19 protein-coding genes and 1 pseudogene are annotated in these 20,942 nt (G+C 59.2%); 9 read left to right on the forward strand and 11 right to left on the reverse strand.

The features are described from left to right. Positions 1 to 39: 39 nt before the first annotated feature. Entirely contained in the window at positions 40 to 753 is a 714-nt protein-coding gene (locus A9K68_RS24520; RefSeq protein ID WP_082982329.1) for a sulfotransferase domain-containing protein, read from the reverse strand. Between the two features lie 243 nt (positions 754 to 996). Between A9K68_RS24520 and A9K68_RS24525 the strand changes: the two genes are divergently transcribed. After that, entirely contained in the window at positions 997 to 1,971 is a 975-nt protein-coding gene (locus A9K68_RS24525; protein ID WP_156768286.1) for a sulfotransferase family 2 domain-containing protein, read from the forward strand. 18 nt (positions 1,972 to 1,989) lie between these two features. Here A9K68_RS24525 and A9K68_RS24530 read toward each other — a convergent pair whose 3' ends face one another. The 7 genes from A9K68_RS24530 to A9K68_RS24560 form a co-directional block, all read right to left on the reverse strand. Further along, positions 1,990 to 2,676, reverse strand: coding sequence for a sulfotransferase (locus A9K68_RS24530; protein ID WP_065007879.1), 687 nt, complete (start codon positions 2,674 to 2,676; stop codon positions 1,990 to 1,992). After that, positions 2,673 to 3,437 carry a sulfotransferase domain-containing protein gene (locus A9K68_RS24535; RefSeq protein ID WP_128344597.1) on the reverse strand — a complete coding sequence of 255 codons (765 nt, stop codon included), beginning with the start codon at positions 3,435 to 3,437 and terminating at the stop codon, positions 2,673 to 2,675. The genes A9K68_RS24530 and A9K68_RS24535 overlap by 4 nt, the downstream gene beginning before the upstream one ends. Positions 3,438 to 3,475: 38 nt before the next feature. Beyond that, the gene (locus A9K68_RS24540) at positions 3,476 to 4,510 is read right to left on the reverse strand and encodes a hypothetical protein (protein WP_156768287.1); all 1,035 of its coding nucleotides are present in this window, start codon (positions 4,508 to 4,510) and stop codon (positions 3,476 to 3,478) included. Between the two features lie 192 nt (positions 4,511 to 4,702). Beyond that, positions 4,703 to 5,875, reverse strand: coding sequence for a hypothetical protein (locus A9K68_RS24545; RefSeq protein ID WP_065007882.1), 1,173 nt, complete (start codon positions 5,873 to 5,875; stop codon positions 4,703 to 4,705). Continuing rightward, positions 5,865 to 7,052, reverse strand: a complete 1,188-nt coding sequence (locus A9K68_RS24550) for a hypothetical protein (RefSeq protein ID WP_065007883.1) — start codon at positions 7,050 to 7,052, stop codon at positions 5,865 to 5,867. Before A9K68_RS24550 ends, A9K68_RS24545 begins: the two co-directional genes overlap by 11 nt. A 7-nt stretch (positions 7,053 to 7,059) precedes the next feature. Continuing rightward, positions 7,060 to 8,238 (reverse strand): hypothetical protein, encoded by a 1,179-nt coding sequence (locus tag A9K68_RS24555; protein WP_065007884.1) that lies wholly within the window; start codon positions 8,236 to 8,238, stop codon positions 7,060 to 7,062. Positions 8,239 to 8,244: 6 nt separating this feature from the next. Continuing rightward, on the reverse strand, positions 8,245 to 10,134 hold the full coding sequence (locus tag A9K68_RS24560; RefSeq protein ID WP_082982331.1) for an ABC transporter ATP-binding protein: 1,890 nt from the start codon (positions 10,132 to 10,134) through the stop codon (positions 8,245 to 8,247). A 322-nt stretch (positions 10,135 to 10,456) separates the two neighbouring features. Here A9K68_RS24560 and A9K68_RS24565 point away from each other — a divergent pair, with 322 nt between their 5' ends. After that, positions 10,457 to 11,299 (forward strand): GSCFA domain-containing protein, encoded by an 843-nt coding sequence (locus tag A9K68_RS24565; protein WP_245485711.1) that lies wholly within the window; start codon positions 10,457 to 10,459, stop codon positions 11,297 to 11,299. A 69-nt stretch (positions 11,300 to 11,368) separates the two neighbouring features. On the opposite strand, the gene A9K68_RS24570 is transcribed toward A9K68_RS24565, so the two are convergent. Both A9K68_RS24570 and A9K68_RS24575 read right to left on the reverse strand, forming a co-directional pair. Further along, positions 11,369 to 12,106, reverse strand: a complete 738-nt coding sequence (locus A9K68_RS24570; protein ID WP_065007887.1) for a TylF/MycF/NovP-related O-methyltransferase — start codon at positions 12,104 to 12,106, stop codon at positions 11,369 to 11,371. 480 nt (positions 12,107 to 12,586) lie between these two features. Continuing rightward, the gene (locus tag A9K68_RS24575) at positions 12,587 to 13,159 is read right to left on the reverse strand and encodes a transglutaminase-like cysteine peptidase (protein WP_245477107.1); all 573 of its coding nucleotides are present in this window, start codon (positions 13,157 to 13,159) and stop codon (positions 12,587 to 12,589) included. A 566-nt stretch (positions 13,160 to 13,725) separates the two neighbouring features. Between A9K68_RS24575 and A9K68_RS24580 the strand changes: the two genes are divergently transcribed. Then, complete coding sequence (locus A9K68_RS24580) at positions 13,726 to 13,965, forward strand: hypothetical protein (protein ID WP_156768290.1); 240 nt, start codon at positions 13,726 to 13,728, stop codon at positions 13,963 to 13,965. 336 nt (positions 13,966 to 14,301) lie between these two features. Here the strand turns inward: A9K68_RS24580 and A9K68_RS24585 are convergent. Next, positions 14,302 to 14,458 (reverse strand): annotated as a pseudogene (locus A9K68_RS24585) (type II toxin-antitoxin system VapC family toxin); the annotation flags it as partial. 134 nt (positions 14,459 to 14,592) lie between these two features. Between A9K68_RS24585 and A9K68_RS24590 the strand changes: the two are divergent. The 6 genes from A9K68_RS24590 to hisD all read left to right on the forward strand — a co-directional run bounded on the left by A9K68_RS24590 (position 14,593) and on the right by hisD (position 20,937). Next, positions 14,593 to 15,366 (forward strand): glucose 1-dehydrogenase, encoded by a 774-nt coding sequence (locus tag A9K68_RS24590; protein WP_065007889.1) that lies wholly within the window; start codon positions 14,593 to 14,595, stop codon positions 15,364 to 15,366. A gap of 117 nt (positions 15,367 to 15,483) precedes the next feature. Further along, positions 15,484 to 16,629 carry an ABC transporter ATP-binding protein gene (locus tag A9K68_RS24595; protein WP_065007890.1) on the forward strand — a complete coding sequence of 382 codons (1,146 nt, stop codon included), beginning with the start codon at positions 15,484 to 15,486 and terminating at the stop codon, positions 16,627 to 16,629. A 35-nt stretch (positions 16,630 to 16,664) separates the two neighbouring features. After that, complete coding sequence (locus tag A9K68_RS24600; protein WP_065007946.1) at positions 16,665 to 17,771, forward strand: PotD/PotF family extracellular solute-binding protein; 1,107 nt, start codon at positions 16,665 to 16,667, stop codon at positions 17,769 to 17,771. Positions 17,772 to 17,837: 66 nt separating this feature from the next. Beyond that, the gene (locus tag A9K68_RS24605) at positions 17,838 to 18,782 is read left to right on the forward strand and encodes an ABC transporter permease (RefSeq protein WP_065007891.1); all 945 of its coding nucleotides are present in this window, start codon (positions 17,838 to 17,840) and stop codon (positions 18,780 to 18,782) included. Continuing rightward, on the forward strand, positions 18,779 to 19,579 hold the full coding sequence (locus A9K68_RS24610) for an ABC transporter permease (protein WP_029355930.1): 801 nt from the start codon (positions 18,779 to 18,781) through the stop codon (positions 19,577 to 19,579). The genes A9K68_RS24605 and A9K68_RS24610 overlap by 4 nt, the downstream gene beginning before the upstream one ends. Before the next feature lie 35 nt (positions 19,580 to 19,614). Beyond that, positions 19,615 to 20,937: a histidinol dehydrogenase gene (gene hisD, locus A9K68_RS24615; protein WP_065007947.1), complete on the forward strand. Its 1,323-nt coding sequence runs from the start codon at positions 19,615 to 19,617 to the stop codon at positions 20,935 to 20,937. Positions 20,938 to 20,942: the final 5 nt, after the last annotated feature.

The raw sequence follows: 20,942 nt of genomic DNA on the forward strand, positions 1-20,942 counted from the left end.
CTATCCGCCTGCACTGCTGGAGTGAAGATGTGGTTATCGCTAGGCAGTTATTCCATAATTTTCCATGATATTTTTGCAGTATATAATTTCTTTTTCGGTAAGGTAGTCCTTATACCCGCCAACTACGCCGCGTCTAACTTTAAAACTATCGGAATCGGTGCTGTCTACCGCTCTTAAGCGGTGACCATAGCGCTCATCGCTTTGCCCAGAGGATTCCTTGTTTCTCATGGACTCAAATCGACCGACGTCAATTGCTTTCGTAATTTCCTCCTCGTCTGGTTCTGCATTTAACCATTTCGCGATTCGGCTAAGCTCGGAGAGGGCATCGCTGTGGAGCGTTTCGTATCGTGTGATCAACACATCGTCTCTTTCGCTTATTGCCGCCAGCCACATTGCATTGAAGCGGAGGGTCCTCTCGATACCAAACTGTGGGTCTCGTACAAAGCTCGACAAATCGCCTTGGAATAAGCCGCGCCACGCTTCGCGTTTGGTGACGTGAAAATATCCGGAAATTGTTGTGTCGATCGGATTGCGATGCAAAAAAATCAGGGGCCGCTTTCCCAAAAAAGCGTCGGCAGAGCGGAAATCTTTTCTGTGGAACGCGCTGCCGCCGTGGGTGTAATCGAGGCCGACGACAAGCTGATCAAGCATGACTCTTAACCATGTCCGCCCTGATTTGGGGTAGGAAATGCAAAGGCCTAAATTACTGGAATTTTCTTCTGCCTTCGGTTTGAGCCACCGCAGTAATTTCATGGTCACCTCGCAAACATTCCTATCAGTTGCCGATTGCTAAGGACCCCGCTTCCGGACCTTATGACATGACGACTCATGTCGATCAAACTTGGCCGATGAGCAACCACGTCTTTTGTCGCGCCTCGTCCATACGCTTCCCAATCTCGGCGGCCGGTTGCGCGTCAACCGTAAATCACTGTTGTGGTAGATCAGGAAGTCGGTGCTGGCGCGCGGCGAAAACAGATTTGGGGCGATTGTCCACTGTTGCTTGCGGTTTTCCCAGCGGTGAGGCATTTAGAAATTAATAGGAAAGAGCGGATGAACACCAGCACCCCCGACCTGTCGTATGAGATTCCCGTCCCGAAATCGAAGCAGACTCGTGGATTGAGGAAAATCGAACGCCAGTTGAGGCCGAAACTGCGGTCGCTTCGGTGGCGGGTTGTCGAGCAGGTTTTGAGCTGGCGCAATCCCGAGGCGTTGGCTTTTTACCGCAGAGCCATGGAAACCGCATATCTGCCTGACGACCTGATCGACGTAGTCCCGCAACTCAAGATCCTGTACCTCGCCACGCCAAAGGCGGCGAGTAGCCGCATTCGCAGCAACCTTGCAGCCATGATCGGAAACGACACCGTGTCGGGGTGGCGCAGCGACCAGAACTGGAAGGTGCACAACCGAAAGGCGTCGAACTTGCAGGCGCCCCGCCATGGCGTCCTGCAGTTCTATCGCATGGCCACCAGTCCGGAAGCCTTGCGATTTACCTTCGTTCGCAACCCCTATACCCGGCTGTTGTCGTGCTGGGCCGACCAATATCGTGACCGTCCGCTTGTGCCTGGTTATGGCAGGGTGGAGGTCTATTTAGCCTACCGCGAAAGGGCTGATCCGGCGCTGCCTGTAGGACCCGACAAGAGCCTGTCCTTTGCAGATTTCGTCGCCTTTGCCTGCACGACTTCCACATGGCGGATCGACAAGCATTGGCAGAGGCAAAGCGACATCATCGACCTTCCAGGTGTGGCGTTCGACCTCGTCGGCAAGACGGAGACTTTCGCACAGGACTTCGAACCGGTTCTCGATCATGTCGGTGCAAGCGACGAGATGCGACGCGCGGCGATGCCACCTCTGCACACCTCCTCCCGCCGCAGACTTGCCGACTATTTCACGCCAGAACTGGCTGATACCATCTATCGCGCGTATGAGCGCGACTTCGATCAGTTTGGCTATCCGCGCGCGCTTCCCGAGTAAAGTGGTCGCGCGGCGGTCTCAAATGTACCCGAACGCCTGCATCAGGGGTTTCCCACGCCCCTCGGTAAGCTCCATCAATTCCTGCTGACCCAGTTCGGTCTTCCAGCGGCCGCGGCCATCATAAATTGGCTGGTTCACTTGCTGGTTGCGCAATGCTGCATGTTGGGGTTGCGCATTAAGTGTGAACCATCGTTGCGGGTTCCGATGATAATCGAGCAGGCTCTGGTCGAATGACAATCCCAGGAAGGTGCAGATCTTTTCGACGGTCGCTTCCGGGTCATCGACAAGATCTTCGTAGCGGTAAATCAGGACGTCCGTGCTGCCGCGCTCGGCAAGGACCATTGTGTTGTCCGAAATCCAGCGATCCAGGCTCGCGGTCGCATCGCCAAGCCGCCTTGTCAGCGAAGCAACGGTATCGCGCCCATCGCGTACCGGCATCACGAACTTCGCGCCCGGCACCAGGCGTCGTATCCGGTCGACACGCCTGATATGACGCGGTGTCTTTTCAAGCAGCACCGACTTGCCCGCCCCAATGGCCGCCCGTTTCAGCTTTGAGTAGCGATACAGCGCAAGTGGAGCCCATTTGAAAAACACGTTCGTTTCTTCGAATGGCAAAAAGACATCGGCATGCGAGGCAAGAATCGTAGCTATCAGCGTGGTGCCGCTATGTCCGCATCCGCAGACAAAGCCGGTGCATCGGATCAATTCACACCTGCCCTGTCGTCGGCATAAGATATGCCATGCCGCTGAAAGGCTTCATCAAGCCGCGTCCAGTAATCGAGCCGCGCAAGCACATTGTCACAAAAGGCAATATCATCCGCGCTGAGGTAGTCCAAATAACCACCGACCTTACCTTTTCGAACCTTGAAGCTTTCCGGGTCGTCAGGATTGCGCGGTTGCAATCTCCCGCCATAGCGCGCACCCAGCTCTCCTGAGATTTCAGATTGCTGCATTCGTTTGAACGATCTGCTGACGGCAACATCGGCAAGCTGGGACTCCTCAAAGGATTTTCCCAAGAATTTTCCGATGCTGCGCAATGCGTCGTTTGTATCCCGCTGCACATCTTCATAGCGCAGAAGCGCAATCTTTCGCATGTGACGTGCGGCTGCAAACCATTGCAGGTTGAAAAGGGCAATCTTCTCGACACCGTGTTTGGGGCTTCTTATACAATCGCCGATCGGACCTGCTTCCAGCCCATGGCGTTTGTTGACCTGAAAATATCCAGATACCGCAGTGTCGCGGGGGTCTCGCGTCAGGAATAGAATCCGTTGGCGTTTGTAGCGAGATTTGTCGGGGCTGATCTGCGCAATGTCACGCAGATCCTTGTGGTCGGAACCGTCATGCGTGTAAGCCGCATCCACGCCCAGATCGTCAAGCATTACGCGCAGCCAGGTCCGCCCGGATTTGGGAAACGAGACGACAAGGAGGGGCGGCTTTCTTGCAAAAAAGTTGGAAAACAAACTCAACTTGCGGACTCCGATTGCGGGCACTTTGATCGAGCAGATCAGCGATTGTAAATATCGATTAAGGCATTGGCGATCCGTTGCGAAGCCGGCACCTTTGGATCAATCGACAGATTGGCATTGAGGAAGTCCCGGCTTTGCTCAAAATAAGTCGGCCTTGACCTGACCGCAGCGCGGATATCCTCGACGAGGTCATGCTCCGACAATGTTGGTTTGAAAGCGCCCATAGGGCTGTCGAACTCGACCATGGGAGAAACCAGCGGAAACAGCACCACCGGAATGCCGCAGGCGATTGCTTCGTAAACAGTGGTGCTTGGGCGCGTTACGAGCGCCAGAGCCTGCGGGAGCAGCTGTGCGAAATCCAGGGTCGATTTGTTCGGCAAATCGACTTTTGCGAACATCGTGGGGTGGACGCTGACGACATAGGCAAGGCCGAGTTTCGCACATGCGCCTGCCACAGCTTCAATCGCTTGGCGATCTGCGGGCTTTTCGATATCCCCCTTGAAGTTCACCAGCACAAAAAGCCCTTTATCGTGCCTGGCGCCAGCACCTTCGACGGCACGCTCAATCACCGGGGAGCCGACAACGTATGTCGGCTGGCGTCTTTGCTGCAGCGCCGCTGGTCCCATCGAAAGGATGTAGTCAGCTCTCACAAATCGATGCGGCTGCAGCAGTCGCGCACCGCCGATCAGCCCGACCACACGGACCATGCCGAAGTTGATGGAGTCTATGAATCGCCTAAAGAATTGCGGCGCATAGTCATTTCCAGTCACCAGCATGTCGCCGGGTCTGATCATCCGCTCGAGCTCGGCAAAGCCGATATGCGATATTCCCCGGGCGTTGAGTTCAGGTCGCGCTACGCCGCCGCGTTTCAATCCATCGAGATGCGCGAACACGCAGCGGATGCCGCGGTCAACCAGAATTTCTGCCGCGTCAGCCAGCAGCCGAACATTGTTGCGGTTGTGTGGGACGAAGTAGACAGTCCTCGTCGCTGCCCTGCCGCGGGCGTAGATACGCCCGCGCTTGAACAGATTTCCTGGATGAACAAGCCGGTACGCGGCGAGGAGCCGCTGCACAAAGCCTTCGCTGACAGGAGAAGCCGCCTTGGTTCTCGACCTACCCAAAGATATGCATCGCCTCTTATCCGTGAAATTCAGAACGGCCGCCCCGCCGGGTAGTTTACAATGCTCTTGCCGTCAAGAAAGGCGCTTGACCACTTCGCCGGTTTGGACCTGCCTGGCACACTCGCGATGCCTTGCGTGGTGGATTCAAACAGTGCTGATGAGCAAGCCCATGTGGTTTTGTGCGTCTTCCATCACCGCGGCCCAAGGCCTTTCCCGTTTCGAGACCAGCACGGCGGAAGGATAGTAGGGTGTGCAATCGCCCTCGACCGGCCAGGAACGTTTGAACCCATCGCCAAGGATAAAGACCGACGGGATGCCGAGCGCGCCCGCCAGATGCGCCCCGGTATTGCTGATGGTTACCACGGCGTCCATGGCGGCAACCTGCGCCGCGAAAAGGTCCATGTCGACAAGTTGGTCGATTGATCCGTCATGGAGAATACGCGCGAGCTCGCCATCGGTCAGGATCTCCAGGTCGGACTCGACCTGGCCATATTGCAGCGAAACGAACCGGAGGTCCGGACGGCTGATAAGCCCGCGCCATGCCGTAAGTGGCGGCAGGTCCTTGCCAGGATTGGAGCTGCCCCATGCGATGCCGACCAACGGCCGGCCATCCTTCCGATAGCGAGCGCGAAGTTCAGCGACCCGCGCGGAGTCCGGCTTCAGCGGGATGAAATGCTCCCGGATCGTGGTCTCATCTGTCTCGAACACGGCCGTCAGATGCTGAACGCCCGCAAAGGCCTGGGCCTCGCCATAGGCGGCCTTGTTCCCCTGACCGACAGCTCGCACATCGGCGGCGGGAAATGTCCGCTGAAAGAGCGGCACCAACCGGTGCTCGACCAGGACGATCAAACGAGCGGCCCGGGCGAGCGCGCGGCCGACGGAACTCGCATGATGGATCGCGGTGGCCAGACCCTGCTTTTCGGTCTCCATCAGATCAACGAGTAAGACCTGGTTCGAGATATCCTGGCCGAGCCATTCGCCGTTGACGTGGCCCTCAACGATGTGGCGCCGGGCGATCTTGAGCTCGGCCGCCGGGCCGTAGGCGCCCATACGCATCAGCGCCTTGCTAAGCTCGTCGAGCAGGCGAACCTCGCCCCGCGACTTCGCAATCGACCCCAGGGCCAGGGCTTTCGGCAGTGCGGCCGACCAATCGCGCGCCTCGATGCTTCGCCGATAATCCGCCATCTGATCGGCAACGTCGCCATCACGCCAGCGAAGGAAAAGCTGCCGCCGGTGGCGACGGAACCAGACCTTGTACTTGTAGCCTGCAAGCGCGACACCGCGGCGGAACCGGCGAAGGAGTTGGCTACCGGCCATCACCAACTCCACTGATGATTTGCGTAACCCGTCCACCTGCTTCCTGCATTGCGGATGCCCATGCCTGGCTGCCCTTCCGAACCAGTCGAACGCTTGGATATGTGGCTACCGTTTCGCCGAAGGCAGGCCACGACAGCCGAAACCCATCGTCAAGCATGACGACAGTCGAAACGCCAAGCGCTCCCGCTAGATTGGCGCCGGTGTTGCTGATCGTCACCACCGCATCGAGTGCTGAGATTTGCGCGGCAAAGCGGTCCATATCCGACAACTGGTCGATGGAAGCGTCATGGATGATGCGTCCCGGCGCCCAGCGTTCGAATTCGGCGAGCGCTGGCCCGACATCGCCATATTGCATACTGATGAAACGTCCCGGCAGATTGCCGAGCAGCGCCCGCCAATCGTCCAGAGCCGGCAGGTCCTTGCTCTTGTTCAGGCTTCCCCAGGCGAAGCCGATCAGAGGCCCCGAGCCGCGATTGAGATAGGTGCTGCGTAGCTCGGCCACCAGTCGGCGGTCCGGCTCCAACGGAATGAATGGCGCGCGCGCTGTCGGCTCATCCGGCCAGAAGTGCTTCGCCAGTGTCTCGAAGCAGGCGAAGACATCGGCGTCCGTCGCCGCCACCTCCCCTTCTCCTTCTAGCCTGATATCGAGCGCAGGATATGTTCTGCGATAAAGTGGCGCGAGTCGCGGCTCGACCAGAACGGTGCATCGTTCGGCAGCTGCGACCACCGGCCCCAGCAGCGACGCGAACTGGAAGAAGATTGCAAGATCGCCTTCGCGCCGCTCGACGGCAAGCCTGCGACCCGCAAGATCACTGCCATCCCATTCGGGCCGGCCGGGCACTTGCTTGCTCGACGCGATCAACTGCCAGGCACGATTCCCGCCGCCGAGGCGTCTCAGTCCACGCCCGGCTTTTTTGACAAGCCCGGGATCGCCAAGCTGCTCACCGAGCAGGCCGAGTGCCAGCGCATGTTCCCGGGCCGCCTGCCAGTCACGCCGCTCGACACTCTGCGCCATCAGGCTCACATGCCGTTCGACGCTTTCGTCAGCATGGCGCGAGGGACGCCTGAAAAACTTCTTTGCTCGTTCAAGAACCTTCTGCAGCCGCTTGCCGTCAACACCTTGCGGGCGCAGGTCGGCGGCTTTTGCCTTTTCAAGGATGGATCGTCTGCTCGGCACAGCGACCTCAACTGTCGCTGGGCGGCGTCGAACGCACCGTCAGGATTGACGAGAGCCGCCGGCCGACGTCGTCGAGCACCACCGACCACGCACGTCCTTCCTTGCGAATGACGAGCCCCTTCGGATACCAGGGGGTTCGATCGCCAATCACTGGCCACGCTGTCTGAAACTTGTCGTCGATCAGGAAAATGGTCGGAACACCGAGTGCTCCGGACAGATGGGCCGCCGTATTGCTGATCGTTACGACCGCATCGAGCGCGGCGATCTGCGCGGCGAAACGGTCCATATCAACCATCTGGTCGACACTGTCATCATAGATAAGCCGCGCATCATTGCCATTGCGCAGGCGCCGCAGCGCCGGCTTGATCTGTCCGTACTGGAGGGAAACGAATGTCGCATGTGTCTGGGCGATGAACCGTGCCCATTCGGGGAAATCAGGGACGTCCTTGGTGTGTGATTTGCTGCCCCAGGACAGACCCACCAGTGGTAGATCCGTCATCGAGCGATAGCGCTTGCGGAATGTCTGGACGAGTTCAGGATCTACCCGCAGCGGCACGAAATCGGCGGCAAGTCTTTCGGCATCGCGGCCGAAAACCCAGGCGAGATTTTCGAAGGTCGCAAATTTGTCACCAACGACATTCTGCTGCGCTGGAACCACGGTCGCATTCGGGAACGTCCGCTGCAGAAGCGATACGAGGCGCGGCTCGACCCGAATTGTCGCGCTTTGCGCACATCCAGCGGCGGCGCCGGCCAGTCGCGCATGGCGGATAACCCGGCCAAGACTGCGAGGATCATCCTCTACAAGATCGATCAGCAGTGTATTCGAACCGAGGTCTTCTCCGGTCCACTCATTGGCACCTTCCCCTTTTCGTTGCCGGCGAGCGGAAAGCCGAAGCTCGGCCGCCCGCGCGAAGTTGCCCAGCCGTTCGAACGCCTGGCCTGCCTTCTGCATCAACTCCGGGTCGCGGACACGCTCGGCCATGATGGCCATTTGATTGGTACTTGCTTCAAGGCCTGTCCAGTCCCTGCGCGCGATCAGCGCGTCGACCTTGGCCTGCTGCTCAAGAACGGAACGAGGCTTGGAGCCGGTATACATCGCCCGCACGGCCTTTGTGAATCGGCGCAACTGCAGGCCCAATCCACCTATCACATACCGGATGTAGGAACCGTGGTAAAAACTGGTCATCGGCCTTCAGCGCAATACGCTCTGCCGCAGCGTTTTGCCGCCTTCGACGATTGGAGCGGACGCTTCCAAATGGAAGATCGAGCGATAGATTTCGCTGCGCATGGCGAGTTCGTCATGGGTCCCGGAGTCCGCAAGCATACCAGCGTCAAATACCAGGATGCGATCGGCCGCCTTGATGGTTGAAAGCCTGTGCGCAATGCAGATCACAGTGCGCTGAAATGCATCGTCGAACGCAGCCTCCATGACCGCCCGTTCGTTTTCGCCGTCGAGCGCGGATGTTGCTTCATCGTAGACAATCACCGGAGCATTTTTGAGTAGGGCGCGCGCGATGGCAACGCGTTGTTTCTGCCCGCCCGACAGATTGGTGCCGCTCGGACCAACCAGCGTGTCGAGCCCGTCTTCCAGGCTCGAAGCAAAGCTTGTGACCCGGGCGAGGTCCGCCGCGGACTCGATTTCCAGATCGCTGGCGTTCGGGCGTCCGTCCCGAATATTGTCACGGATCGAGCCTTCGAACAGGAAAACATCCTGTGAAACCAGGGCGATATTGTCGCGAACGTCGGCCAGGCTGATCTTCGAAATGTCCTTTCCGTCGAGGAGAATCCTGCCCCTGTCCGGCTCCATCAGGCGCAGGATGAGATTGACGATGGTCGTTTTGCCGGCGCCGGAGCGGCCGACGATCGCCAGCTTCTCACGAGGCCGCACCTCGAAGGAAACACCGTGCAGCGCAGGGCTATTACCTTCATAGGAGAAGGCCACATCTTCAAAACGGAGGCCGCCCTCGACATCGGTGAGGTGCTCACCCGCGGTTGCGAGTTGCCGCTGTTCGGGCGTGTCGATCAAATCATACATCTGACCGACGGCCACCATTTGCTTCTGGATGTCGACATTGACCCGGGCCAGCCGCTTGGCGGGTTCATAGGCAAGCATAAAGGCGGTTATGAAGGCCATAAATTCGCCCGGCGTCTTGCCGTTGCCGAGGGTCTGCCAACTGGCGTAAATAATGAAAAGGCCAATGATGAAGCCGCCGCCTGTCTCCATCAAAGGACTCATCAACGCCGATGTGCGGTTGATCTGGATGCCGCGCCTTTCCATCTTGCGGACGGCCTTCGCGAAGCTGGCGGCCGCCTTGTCTTCGAGTTGGAAGGACTTGATGGTGCGGATACCTTCGACGGCTTCCGTGCCGATCGACTGGACCAGTGCTGCCAACTCCGTCTCGCCCCTTGCCAGCGCCTTGAGCTTCCTGGTTATCGCGCCCACCGATAGGAATAGCAGGGGTAGAACCGCCACCGATATCAGCGACATCATTGGATCCTGCTTGACCATGACGCTTGCCAGGGCAATCAGCTTCAGCACATCGGAGACGGTGCTGCTCGTGATGGTGAGAATAACGGCGGCCCCGGCGCGCGCGTTGAACATGATCTTGGAGACGAATTTCGCCGGATGCTGGTTAGCGAAGCGGTTGATGTCGAAACGCACCATTCGGGAAAACTGGCGGTTTTGAAGGTCCGAAACGATAGCCCGGCGAACCTTCCCCGTTGTGATGGTCTGGCAGTAGTCGGCGATCCCCTTGACCAGGAAAATGCCGACAATCACGGCGCTAATACCCCATGCGGCGGCAGCGTTCCGTTCTACATAAATGCTATTGATCATGACACTCATGATCCAAGCCGTTGCGCCGGTCGCCGCCGCAGCGACGATCGAACACAGCAAACCGGTGAGATACAGCCTTATGTGCGGCGGCAGGTTCTCCACGATCAGGCGCTTGACCAGCGGGTATGCCAGGGCCGCTGAAATTCGTTTCTTTGCGCTCATTCCGTTTCCCGATGCGATGTATCGTTCTCTGACGACCCTCGCTCCTGCCGATCCATGAAAATTTTTCTCGGCGCCGTCACACATGCGCCAAACTGATACCAGACGTCTGACTTCGTTCGAAGTTATAGTCAATCTTGAATCCTCCTGATTGCGGCTAGCGGCGAAGCGGACTAAGTGTCGGGCATTGCTGTCGTCGGCCGGCTATGGAGATCATGGAGCAATTGTGACATTGCTAGAGCGAGTTCGACGAAAGTATTTTCGACTCCGCCACCAACTCGGATACATTAAACCTATTCGCTTGATGGCATCGAACAAATCAAACACGAAGTATGCAGACTTTGTCAGTTCTGGCACCATTACAATCCGCAAAACCTCAATATTCACTTCTGACGATATATTCTTTACGATGGGGAGTTGCTTCGCGCAGGAAATTCGACGTGCATTGACAAGCAGACAGATCGCATGCGTTCCGTCTTACAGATATATCAGCTTCGACCCGACACAGGCCATTGTAGATGAGCTGCCTCGGCAGGAGCATATGAACTTCTACAACACCTTCACTGTTCGCCTTCAGGTCGAGCAAATGCTTGGGTTGTGGGATCAGGCCCATGACGACTGGTGGCAGGTCAAGAAACGTGCTCCTTGGGGCCCAATCTGCTTTCAGGACCCGTACCGCCGCGGCATCTTCGCCAAATCTCCGCAAGTTCTCAGAGAGGTGATCGAGAGCATAAATGGAGAGATGCGGGTTGGCTTCGATGCAGCCACGGCATTCATATTCACCTTCGGAATGACTGAGGTCTTCATCAACAAATCCAGTGGCAAAGCAGCAGCACAGAAACCGCTTTATCGTGGCGGAGGCGGAATGCAGGAAACGACGCTTCACGTCAGCGGCTTTCAGGAAAACTACGCCAACGTGATGGCTACCGTGGACATGGTCCGTCAACACAAGCCCGATGCACCGATAATTCTCACAGTCTCACCGGTTGCATTGGCTCGGACGTTTCAAGACATGGATGTCGTCACTGCGAGCACTGAAGGGAAGTCCGTTCTTCGGGCTGTGCTTGGTCAAGTCTGCCGGGAACGGGACAATGTCCATTACCTTCCCTCATTCGAGCTTGTCACCTATAGAGGCCTTGCTCGCAGCTATAGAGAGGACTTACGGCACGTAAAGAAATCGGTCGTCGAGGAGATCGTTGAACAGTTTTTCAATGCATACTTTTCTCCGTCGGCGTCATCACGCGGGAATTGACATCCCGTGCCTTGCCGCCGTGACATCCCTCTCTTGATGTCTATGGAAAGTAGCCGCAGCCATTCAGCGCTAGCTTGCCTTTACGACAATCGCCTGCCCCGTTGGGAGCTCGATGATACCTTCCGGGCGGTTTTCAAAGAATTGATCAAAGGCCTTTCGGGCTCCAGGACAGAGTCCAGAGCCGTAGTCGTCACATATGATCATGCCATTCGCGCACACCCGATCGTAGAAGAAGGCAAGCGCGTCACGTGTCGGCTCGTATAGATCGACGTCAATATGGACCAGGGCGAAACGCCGGTCGGATACGTTGGAAAAGGTCTCTGGTATCCATCCCACATGAAAAGTGGTGTTGCTGAAGCCGGAAATATTCTCTCTGGCTATCTTCTCGTCGGTGCTGAGATCGCCGGACTTCCATGGCGTTCGGCCGTTTGGCTTGCGATCCTCTGCGGTTGGTTCGGAGAGGCCAGCGAACGAGTCGAAAAGGTGGTAGTGCCGTGGCCGAAGATCGCTGATCAGCATGAATATCGTCGACCGGCCTTGCCTTACGCCGCATTCGGCCACATCGCCATCGATACGCTCGATCGATCGCAAGCAGCTTTGCAGGACGAAAGCCCGGGGATCTGGAATCCCGCGGATGTTTTTGACCCGCTGCAGCGCCTTTCGGAAAAATGGCTGGTCCTTCCAGATCATATGACTGGAATAAACATAGAAGCCGTATTTGTCGGCCTGCTTCTGAGAAACCTTATACCAAGCCACGCCTCTGCGTTTCTTCGAAACAACAGCGCGTGCCATATCTCTTAATTTCATCGGTACCCAGCATTTTCGGTAGGTTCATAAAACGGGCGGAATCGAAAGCTCTGCCGGCATCAGACGCGGAATGAAGTCGAGTTCCGGCTGCAGGACATGGGCTTCTCGAGCGCGCAAGAAAGCACTTTCTGGTGCCCGCAATAAGGCGACGTCGAGGTTGGAACTTGCATGGGGTGCGACTCAAGATCACGGGCCACGTGCCTGGGCCGGTCCGGAAACAGTCAAACGCCCGGGCTGTCGGAGTTATCCCACTGCCCGGCCTGCGCTGCGCGCGCCGCGAGTGATGGCGCCTGCGGCAGACACCCATCGAAAAGCTCAGGCATCGCGCTTGGCGGCGGCAGGCAGCCCCATAACATCGATCGTGGCGGAGGAAGACCCAGGTTCAATGAAGCGGTAATCGAAAGGCTGGCTGGCGCATTCCTGCCATTCTCGGGCATGGCGCGGGTGCGCCAGGTATTGTTCAGTCGCAAATCGAGAGGTTCAGTCGACTGCCCCGACCAGAACATCGGGGTGTTCAAGTATCGCGACCCAGCGCCCGGTATGCGTGGACGATTGCCTTTTTAGAAATCTATATCCAGTTTCCGACCAAAGCTTCACATCGTCGTTGAGGTTGTCGAGCACATAATCGCCTTTGTCGGTCTTGACCGTCAGCACTGCGTGCCCCTCGCCGTCTTTTTTTCTGACGACAGTGATCAGAAGGTTTGACAGCGATATGCCCTCCAAATTGAGCATCTGACGCTTAAGCAGGACGTAGTCCTCGCAGTCGCCGATCGCGCTGACAGGATAGGACCAAAATTCCATCGTGCCGTGAACGGCAAAATCGCTCACGGGCTTGATCGATCTATTCACGAGTTTGGTGACGGACGCGAGCTTATCTTCCATTCCACTGGTCATAAGAACCGGCGGGATCTTGCCTGATCGTATCCTGCATTCTGCGGCCTGCCTTCGGCAGAATTCCATGTAGCCGACTGGAATGGAGGTCCGCTGCCCGGTGGCCATGGCACCAGGCACCGCATCGGCCGAAGCTTTCTCCATCGGCGTCGCGGACATCATCAAGCCTATCAGTAGGCCGGCACACAGCCATGCCCGCGGTATCACCAATCCCATTCGCCCCGCCCAAAGGTAACGACCCGAAACAATCTTTAATATCGCGTTACCATCTTTTCATGGGGACATCAACGCAGCCGACACACAATTTGAAGCTACGGTCGCGAACAATCATCAATGACCTGTTGCTGGGCGCCGCGGTCAATGCTGGAGAACTTCCATAACCACTGGAAGATCATGACATTCGCGTGTTGTCGCATGGCCACATCGGCGCATTTCGGTCATCGACGGCTCAAACGCGGACAGGGCGGCCGAGAAAAATTGTAGCCAAACTTGTCGAAGCAAAAAAGTCCAAGAGCTACGGGGCTCTCGCGTAGATTCGCATACATTCGGATACATTTCGCTGGCACTCGGGCAAACCTCTGCGACAGGCGTGGCGTAAGTTTCGATCGTGAGCAGGAAGCCTCGTCATAGTGACGGGACAGAAAGCCGACAGCGATTTCGCAAGCAGGAGTCAATTCCGCGCGAGGCGCCGATTGGCAGGTCTGCTCATTCAAGAAAGGAAAAATACGATGAACAATCTTGCAACGGCTTTCGCCCTCCTCGCCTTGTCGACAGGAGTGTCTCTCGCTGCCGCTCAAAATCCGGACCGCGATCCGACCCGCGGATTTGCTCCTGATGTCGACAACAGAAAAATGACCTTAGACACCAATCATACGGCTTCCTTGCCGCTACCCGTGATAGCCCCGAAAGAACAACAACCACGGCCCGGCAAGGTCCTCAGGGGTCGTGCACCATGGGCGGGCCGTTAATATACTGATTGTCCTCCCATGCACAAAGTCCAACCACCCGCCATGCAACAAAGGGTGGTTGGACAAGGCGCAAGAAAATCCTGCAGCCATGGGTGAATTGGCCGTCTCTGGCGAGAGTATTGAATGCGTCAGGTCGCGAACTCAGGAAAATCGTGGCGAGGCTTCGAGGGCCGCGTCTGCTTGCGCCGCTGTCAATCGGCCGTCACGTCGGCCGCTGACATCCCCTCCAGCGCCGCCGCGAACGGTTGCCCGTCAACCTGACCAAAGCGACCAGACCGTAGGCGATAAGTCTTTCCCCCTGCCCTGCTCCGGTCCTGAATGAGCCCATATCCCAGGTCAGAAATCCCACGAAGAGAACAACTCGAGACCGGTCGTGCCGAAGTCGCCCAAGTTCCGCGTCGCCAAGCTGGTCGCCATTCACTCTTGAGATTGCAGCAATCATGCCGTCGGGCGCCGACATCCCCCGGCCCTGCCGCATGGCGGTACTCATGATTCCCCATAGGCCTAATGGCGCTGGTCAGTGATCCGCCGCCAGCGAGATCGCAAGATGTATAGACAACCGGTCGCAACTGGTGTTCGTTTCCAATCCGATCGCATGCAATTTCGGAAAATGCAGGAATCGTGACTATGGACGCCGCTTCCTTGTTCGATCTGACGGGAAAAAAGGCGCTGGTGACGGGCGCCAGCCGCGGGATCGGCCAGGCTATGGCTGAGGCGCTTTCCGCGGCAGGTGCCGACGTCGCGGTGACCGCCCGCGACGAAGCGTCCCTTTTTGAGACGGCGGACCGAATTAGCGCTAACGGGCGAAGATCGCTTTGCCGGTCTCTCGACGTGCTCGACACCGATCGCATCCGCGTGGTGGTCGACGAGGCGGCGGATACCTTTGGCGGGCTCGACATCTTGGTCAACAACGCCGGCTATGAGCAAGTCCAGCCGTCGCTCGACGTGGACGAAGCGCTGTGGGACCGCATCGTATCGACCAATCTGAAGGGCGCCTTCTTCTGCGCGCAGGCTGCGGCGCGGCGGATGGCTGCCGACAGCAGCGGTGGCGCGATCATCAATCTTTGCTCCCTGACCTCCTATGTCGGCATTCCGACCGCGGCACCTTACGGCTCCTCGAAGTCTGGGCTTCTGGGCATGACGCGCGCGCTGGCCACGGAATGGGCATCGCTCGGCATCCGCGTCAATGCCATCGCTCCGGGGTATTTCCATACGGCGATGACGGATGCTTTTTATCAGGATCCCGACTGGCAGACGGCAATGCTGGCCAAGATACCGCAGCGGCGTTTCGGCACGATGGAGGATCTGGCCGGAGCCGTTGTATTCCTGGCGAGCGGGGCATCCGCCTATGTCACCGGGCATTGCCTCCCAGTTGACGGCGGCTATCTCGCATCCATCTGAGCGACTGAGGGCGGGTGCAACAAGAACCGTGTAGACCCACCTTGTATATGGTTGTATATACCACCTCGCAACGCTGGACGTCCTTGCATGCGGCCGGCGACAAAAAGGGGAACCACAATGCAGGAGCCTTTCCGGGCCGGAGCTTCGCGGGAAGCGGAAGGCGGCAGGGAAATTGCAGTCACAGTCCGCAACGTCGGGATGGACTTCGATGGGGTTCATGCCGTCAAGAATGCGTCCTTCGATCTACCGAAGGGCCGGTTCCTCACCATTCTGGGGCCTTCGGGGTCCGGCAAGACAACCCTCCTGCGCATGATCGCCGGATTCCAGACCCCGAGCAGCGGCGAGATCTTCATCAACGGTGAAGCGGTGAGCGCGGTGCCACCGCACAAGCGGTCGATCGGCATGGTCTTTCAGAGGCTTGCGTTGTTTCCACATATGACGGCGGCTGAGAATGTCGCCTTCCCGCTGAAGATGCGTCGGCGCGATGCACGCACCATTCCCGAACGCGTCGAGCGATACCTCGCGCTGGTCCGGCTCGGAGGCTATGGCGGCAGGCGCATTCACGAACTTTCCGGCGGGCAGCAGCAACGCGTCGCGATCGCGCGGGCGCTGGTGTTCGAGCCCGACCTGCTGCTGCTCGACGAGCCGCTGGCTGCGCTCGACCGCAAGCTGCGCGAGGAAATGCAGCTCGAATTCCGCCGCATCCAGCGAGAGCTCGGCGTCACCACGATCAACGTCACCCACGACCAGCGCGAGGCGCTGGTGGTTTCCGACGACATTGTGGTCATGGATCAGGGCGAGATCCAGCAGAAGGCGCGGCCAATCCATACCTACCGCCAGCCCCGCAACGCCTTCGTCGCCAATTTCATTGGCGTCACCAACTTCATTGCCGGTACGGTACGGTCCGTATCGGAAGGGGGCGACGTCTCCATCCTTCGCGGTGCTCTGACGCTTGCCGGAAAAATCGGCGATCCGGTCAATCCACCTGGGGAGGGCGGCAAGGCGTCGGGAGCAATCCGCGCCGAGCAGATCCGTCTCGCCGGCGACCCTGCTCAGCTGTCGAAGCTCGATTGCGTGCTGGCCGGGACTGTCATCGATACGATCTTCGAAGGCGAGCGCATGGTTTACGAGGTAGCCTGCGCCGCGATTGGCGACGAGGTCATTCGCGTTTTTGACCATGATCCCGCCGCGCACACGCAGTTCGACATAGGCGAAAGCGTGTTCCTGGGGTGGAATGCCAGGGACATGCTTGTTTTTCGATAGAACCGGAAACCGGTCAAACCCAGAGGAGAATGCAGATGAAGCGCTTCAAGCCGACATTATCCCATCTTTCCCGCAGAACCTTCCTTCAGGCCACCGCCGCGCTCGGCGGCGCCTCAGCCCTCGGCCTGCGCAGTTCTTATGCGCAGGAACCGGAAAAGCCGGCGGAGATCATCGTGCGCGCCTGGGGCGGCAGCTGGGTGGATAGCCTGAAGGCCGGCGTGTCCGACAGCTTCACCAAAATGACGGGGATCGCTGTCCGTCACGACCTGACTGAAGACAACGAGATCCAGCCGAAAGTCTGGGCGGCTGTGGCGCAGAATCGGGTCCCGCCGATCCACATCAACTGGGACACCACCACCAATGCCACGAAGTCGGCACTGCGCGGCGTAACGGAAGACCTCTCCGACCTGCCGAACCTCGCCAATGTGACGGACCTTGCCAAGCCGGCCGGCCTGGAAGGCTTCCCGATCGTCAATACCTACGGCTATGTCTATGTGCTGGCCTATCGGCCTGCGGCGTTCCCGGACGGACCGCCGAAGTCCTGGAAAGATCTGCTCGACCCGAAGTTCAAGGGCCGGCTTGCCTTCTACAATGACGGCATCGGCTTCCACTTCCCAGCCCAGGTCGCCGGTGGCGGCAAGCTGGAGGACATACCCGGTAACATGCAGCCGGCTTGGGATTTCATCACCAAGATGAAGGCGCAGCAGCCGCTGCTCGGCGAAGATCCCGACTTCACCACCTGGTTCCAGAACGGCGAAATCGATGCCGCCTGCACCATCTCCACCAACGCCCGAGAGGCCCGCAAGAACGGCGTGAAAATCGAATGGGTCGTGCCGGAGGAGGGTGCGAAATTCGACACGGACGGTTTGTGGATCCCCAAGGGCCTGCCGAAAAACGAACTCTACTGGGCCAAGCAGTACATCAACCATGCGCTGACCAAGGAAGCCCAGCAGGTCTGGCTGGACGGCCTCGGCTTGCCGGGCGTCGTGCCGGGCCTCACACCGCCGAAGGATCTGGTGGGCGATCCGTCCTATCCGACCACCGAAGCGGATTTCCAGCGCCTCATTCGCATCTCGTCGAAGATCCAGGTCGAGAACGAGAGCGAGTGGTTTTCCAAGTTCAAGGCGATCATGCAGGGCTGACGCCAGGTTGGCCGGTGCTGCGCTGGCGGCACCGGCTCCTTTATGAGGTCGGTTACGGATTTTCTCATGCGGGCAGCCAGGACAGCCTATCCCTTGAAATGGCGTATCATGGATGCGCTGGAAGGCATTGCCGCCGCCATCTGGCCAGCGCGATTCAGGCGCGCCACGCCCTATCTGATGCTGCTTCCGGCAGTGCTGCTGGTCGGACTGCTCGTGCTCGGTCTCATCCAGATCGCGGATGCAAGCCTGCGCACGCTCGACACCACCACCTTCCAATTCTCGGACGACTATTCCATCGCCAACTTCCGGCGGGCGCTGACAGAGCCCCTGTTCCTCGTTGTCGCGCATCGCAGCCTCGTCGCCGCCCTGATCGTCACCGCGGTGACACTCGTCTTCGCCTTTCCCTACGCCTATCTGATGGTGCGCACGCGTTCGCCAAGACTGCGCAAATTCCTGCTGATTGCGCTGTTCCTGCCCTTCTTCATCGGCCAGGTTGTGCGTGCATATGGCTGGCTGATCATCCTCGGCAATCAGGGCATGGTGAACGAGGCGCTCGGCCTTATCGGGGTCGCCCCGATGCGGCTCATCTACAACTATCCCGCCGTGCTGTTCGGCCTCGTCCAGTACATGCTGCCCTTCGCCGTACTGATGCTCGCGCCGGCACTCACCGCCATTCCCGAAGAGCTGGAGGCGGCCGCTGGATCGCTCGGTGCGAACTGGGTTCGCACGTTCATCCATGTCGTGTTGCCACTCGCTCGTCCGGGCTTCATCGGCGCCGGCGTGGTGGTGCTGACGCTTTCGCTCACCGATTTCGCAGTCCCCGCGATCCTTGGCGGCGGCTCGCAGGACTTCATCGCCAACGCTATTTACGATCAGTTCTTCCGAACGTCTGACCAGGGCCTCGGCGCGACGCTGGCGCTTATGCTTGTCGCGCTCGGGTCAATCCTCGTCGGCTTGGTGTTCGCGCTGTTCGGAGCCGGAACGCTTGCGATGGGGAGGTCACGGGCGTGAACGGCTCGCGCAGCAAATCCGTTGTCTTGTGGACCCTGGTCACGATCGCCCTGGTGACGCTTTCAGCGCCGACGATCGTCGTGCTCGGCGCTTCCTTCACCGGCGGCAACATCATCACGTTTCCGCCGGACGGGCTCTCGCTGCGGTGGTACGCGCGCATCTCACAGGCCTCCGACCTGCGCAACGCTTTCCTGCGTACGCTCCATGTCGCGACGGTCTGTACGATCGTTGCCATTCCCGTGGGCACGCTGGCTGGCATCGCGCTGGCGAAATATGCGGTGCGTTTTGAGAAAACGATCCAGATTTATCTGCTGCTGCCCTTTACTATCCCGCTGATCGGATCGGGCATCGGCCTCATGCTGATTTTCGGCAACGCCGGCATTCTCGGCCAGCTTTGGCCGGTCGGCATCGCCTGCTGCGTCATCAACCTTCCCTTCATGATCTGGGCGGTGACGGCGAGTGCCACCGGGCTTGACCCGGACCTGGAACTGGCCGCCGCCAACTGCGGCGCACCGCCGCTCCAGGTGTTCTTCTCCGTCACCCTGCCGGCGGTGATGCCGGGGGTGATCACCGGCTCGCTGCTGATGTTCATCCTTGCGCTCAACGAGTTCCTGGTCAGCCTGCTGCTCGTCGATGCGCGCATCGTGACGCTGCCGGTGCTGATCTACAACTCCATCCGCTCGATCATCACACCGGATCTTGCCGCGATCTCCGTGGTCTTCATCGCCTGCTCGGCTGTCGCCATCTTCCTGCTCGACAGGCTGGTCGGGCTCGACATCTTCCTGAAATCGAAATGAGGAATGCCGGCCTGCCGGCCGCAAAGGGAAATCCTATGCCAAACGTATCGTTCCACGACCTGAGCCAGATCGACGCCGCCGGTCGTTCGGCACTGATGCGGCGCTCAGAGACCGATCTCTCTGGCTTTATGGAGAAGGCCGCACCGATCATCGAGGCGGTCCGAACAGAAGGCGACGCCGCGCTCGTCCGCTTCGCCCGCGACTTTGACAAGGCAGATCTCGATGCCACGCGGCTGAAGGTCAGCCCCGCCGACTTCGACGCCGCCTTCGACATGGTGGACGAGAACGTGGTCGCCGCCATTCGCTTCGGCATCGACAACATCCGGCATTTCCACGAAGAACAGAGGCCGGAAGCGATGTGGCTCAAGGAAATGCGGCCCGGCGCCTATGCCGGCGACCGCTTCACGCCGATCCGCTCGGTGGCGCTCTATGTCCCGCGCGGCAAAGGGGCGTTCCCTTCGGTGACAATGATGACCGCAGTGCCCGCCGTGGTGGCGGGCGTCCCGGAGCTTGCTATCATGACGCCGCCAGCGCCCGACGGTTCGGTGGACGCAGCGACGCTGGTTGCAGCGCGCATCGCCGGCGTCGAAACGGTCTACAAATGCGGTGGCGCGCAGGCGGTCGCCGCGGTCGCCTATGGCACAGAGACGATCAGGCCGGCACTCAAGATCGTCGGTCCAGGCAGCCCCTGGGTGGTTGCGGCCAAGCGGCTGCTTGCCGGGGTGATCGATCCCGGCCTTCCCGCCGGTCCGTCCGAAGCGATCATCCTCGCCGACGACAGCGTGCATGGCGGGCTAGCCGCGCTCGACCTCCTCATCGAGGCAGAGCACGGACCGGACTCATCGGCCTACCTGGTGACACACAGCCGCCGCGTGGCCGAGGAGGCATTGGCCGCCCTGCCCGAGCACTGGGCGCGCATGACCGAGCAGCGGGTAGCGTTTTCCACCGCGGTGCTGACCGGCGCCTGTGGCGGCATCGTCCTGACGGCGGCGATCGAGGAGAGCTACCGCTTCATCAACGACTATGCACCGGAGCATCTGGAGATACTCTCCAACGATCCCTTCGCACACCTTGGCCACATCACCGAAGCCGCCGAGATCCTGATGGGGCCGCACACGCCAGTCTCGATCGGCAATTTCGGGTTAGGCCCCAACGCCGTCCTGCCGACCAGCCGCTGGGCGCGTACCTGCGGCCCGCTCTCGGTCACGGATTTCGTCAAGCGTTCTTCCATCGGCTACGTGACGGCGGCGGCCTATCCGGAATTCGCGCGCCATGCCCGCACGCTTGCCCGCTACGAAGGCTTCTCCTCGCATGAACACGCCGTCTCCGACGTGCGCGACCGATATCTGGTGCGGTAGCGACG

Source organism: Mesorhizobium sp. AA22, from assembly GCF_001672375.2.
In the GTDB taxonomy this organism is placed as follows: Bacteria; Pseudomonadota; Alphaproteobacteria; order Rhizobiales; family Rhizobiaceae; genus Mesorhizobium; species Mesorhizobium wenxiniae.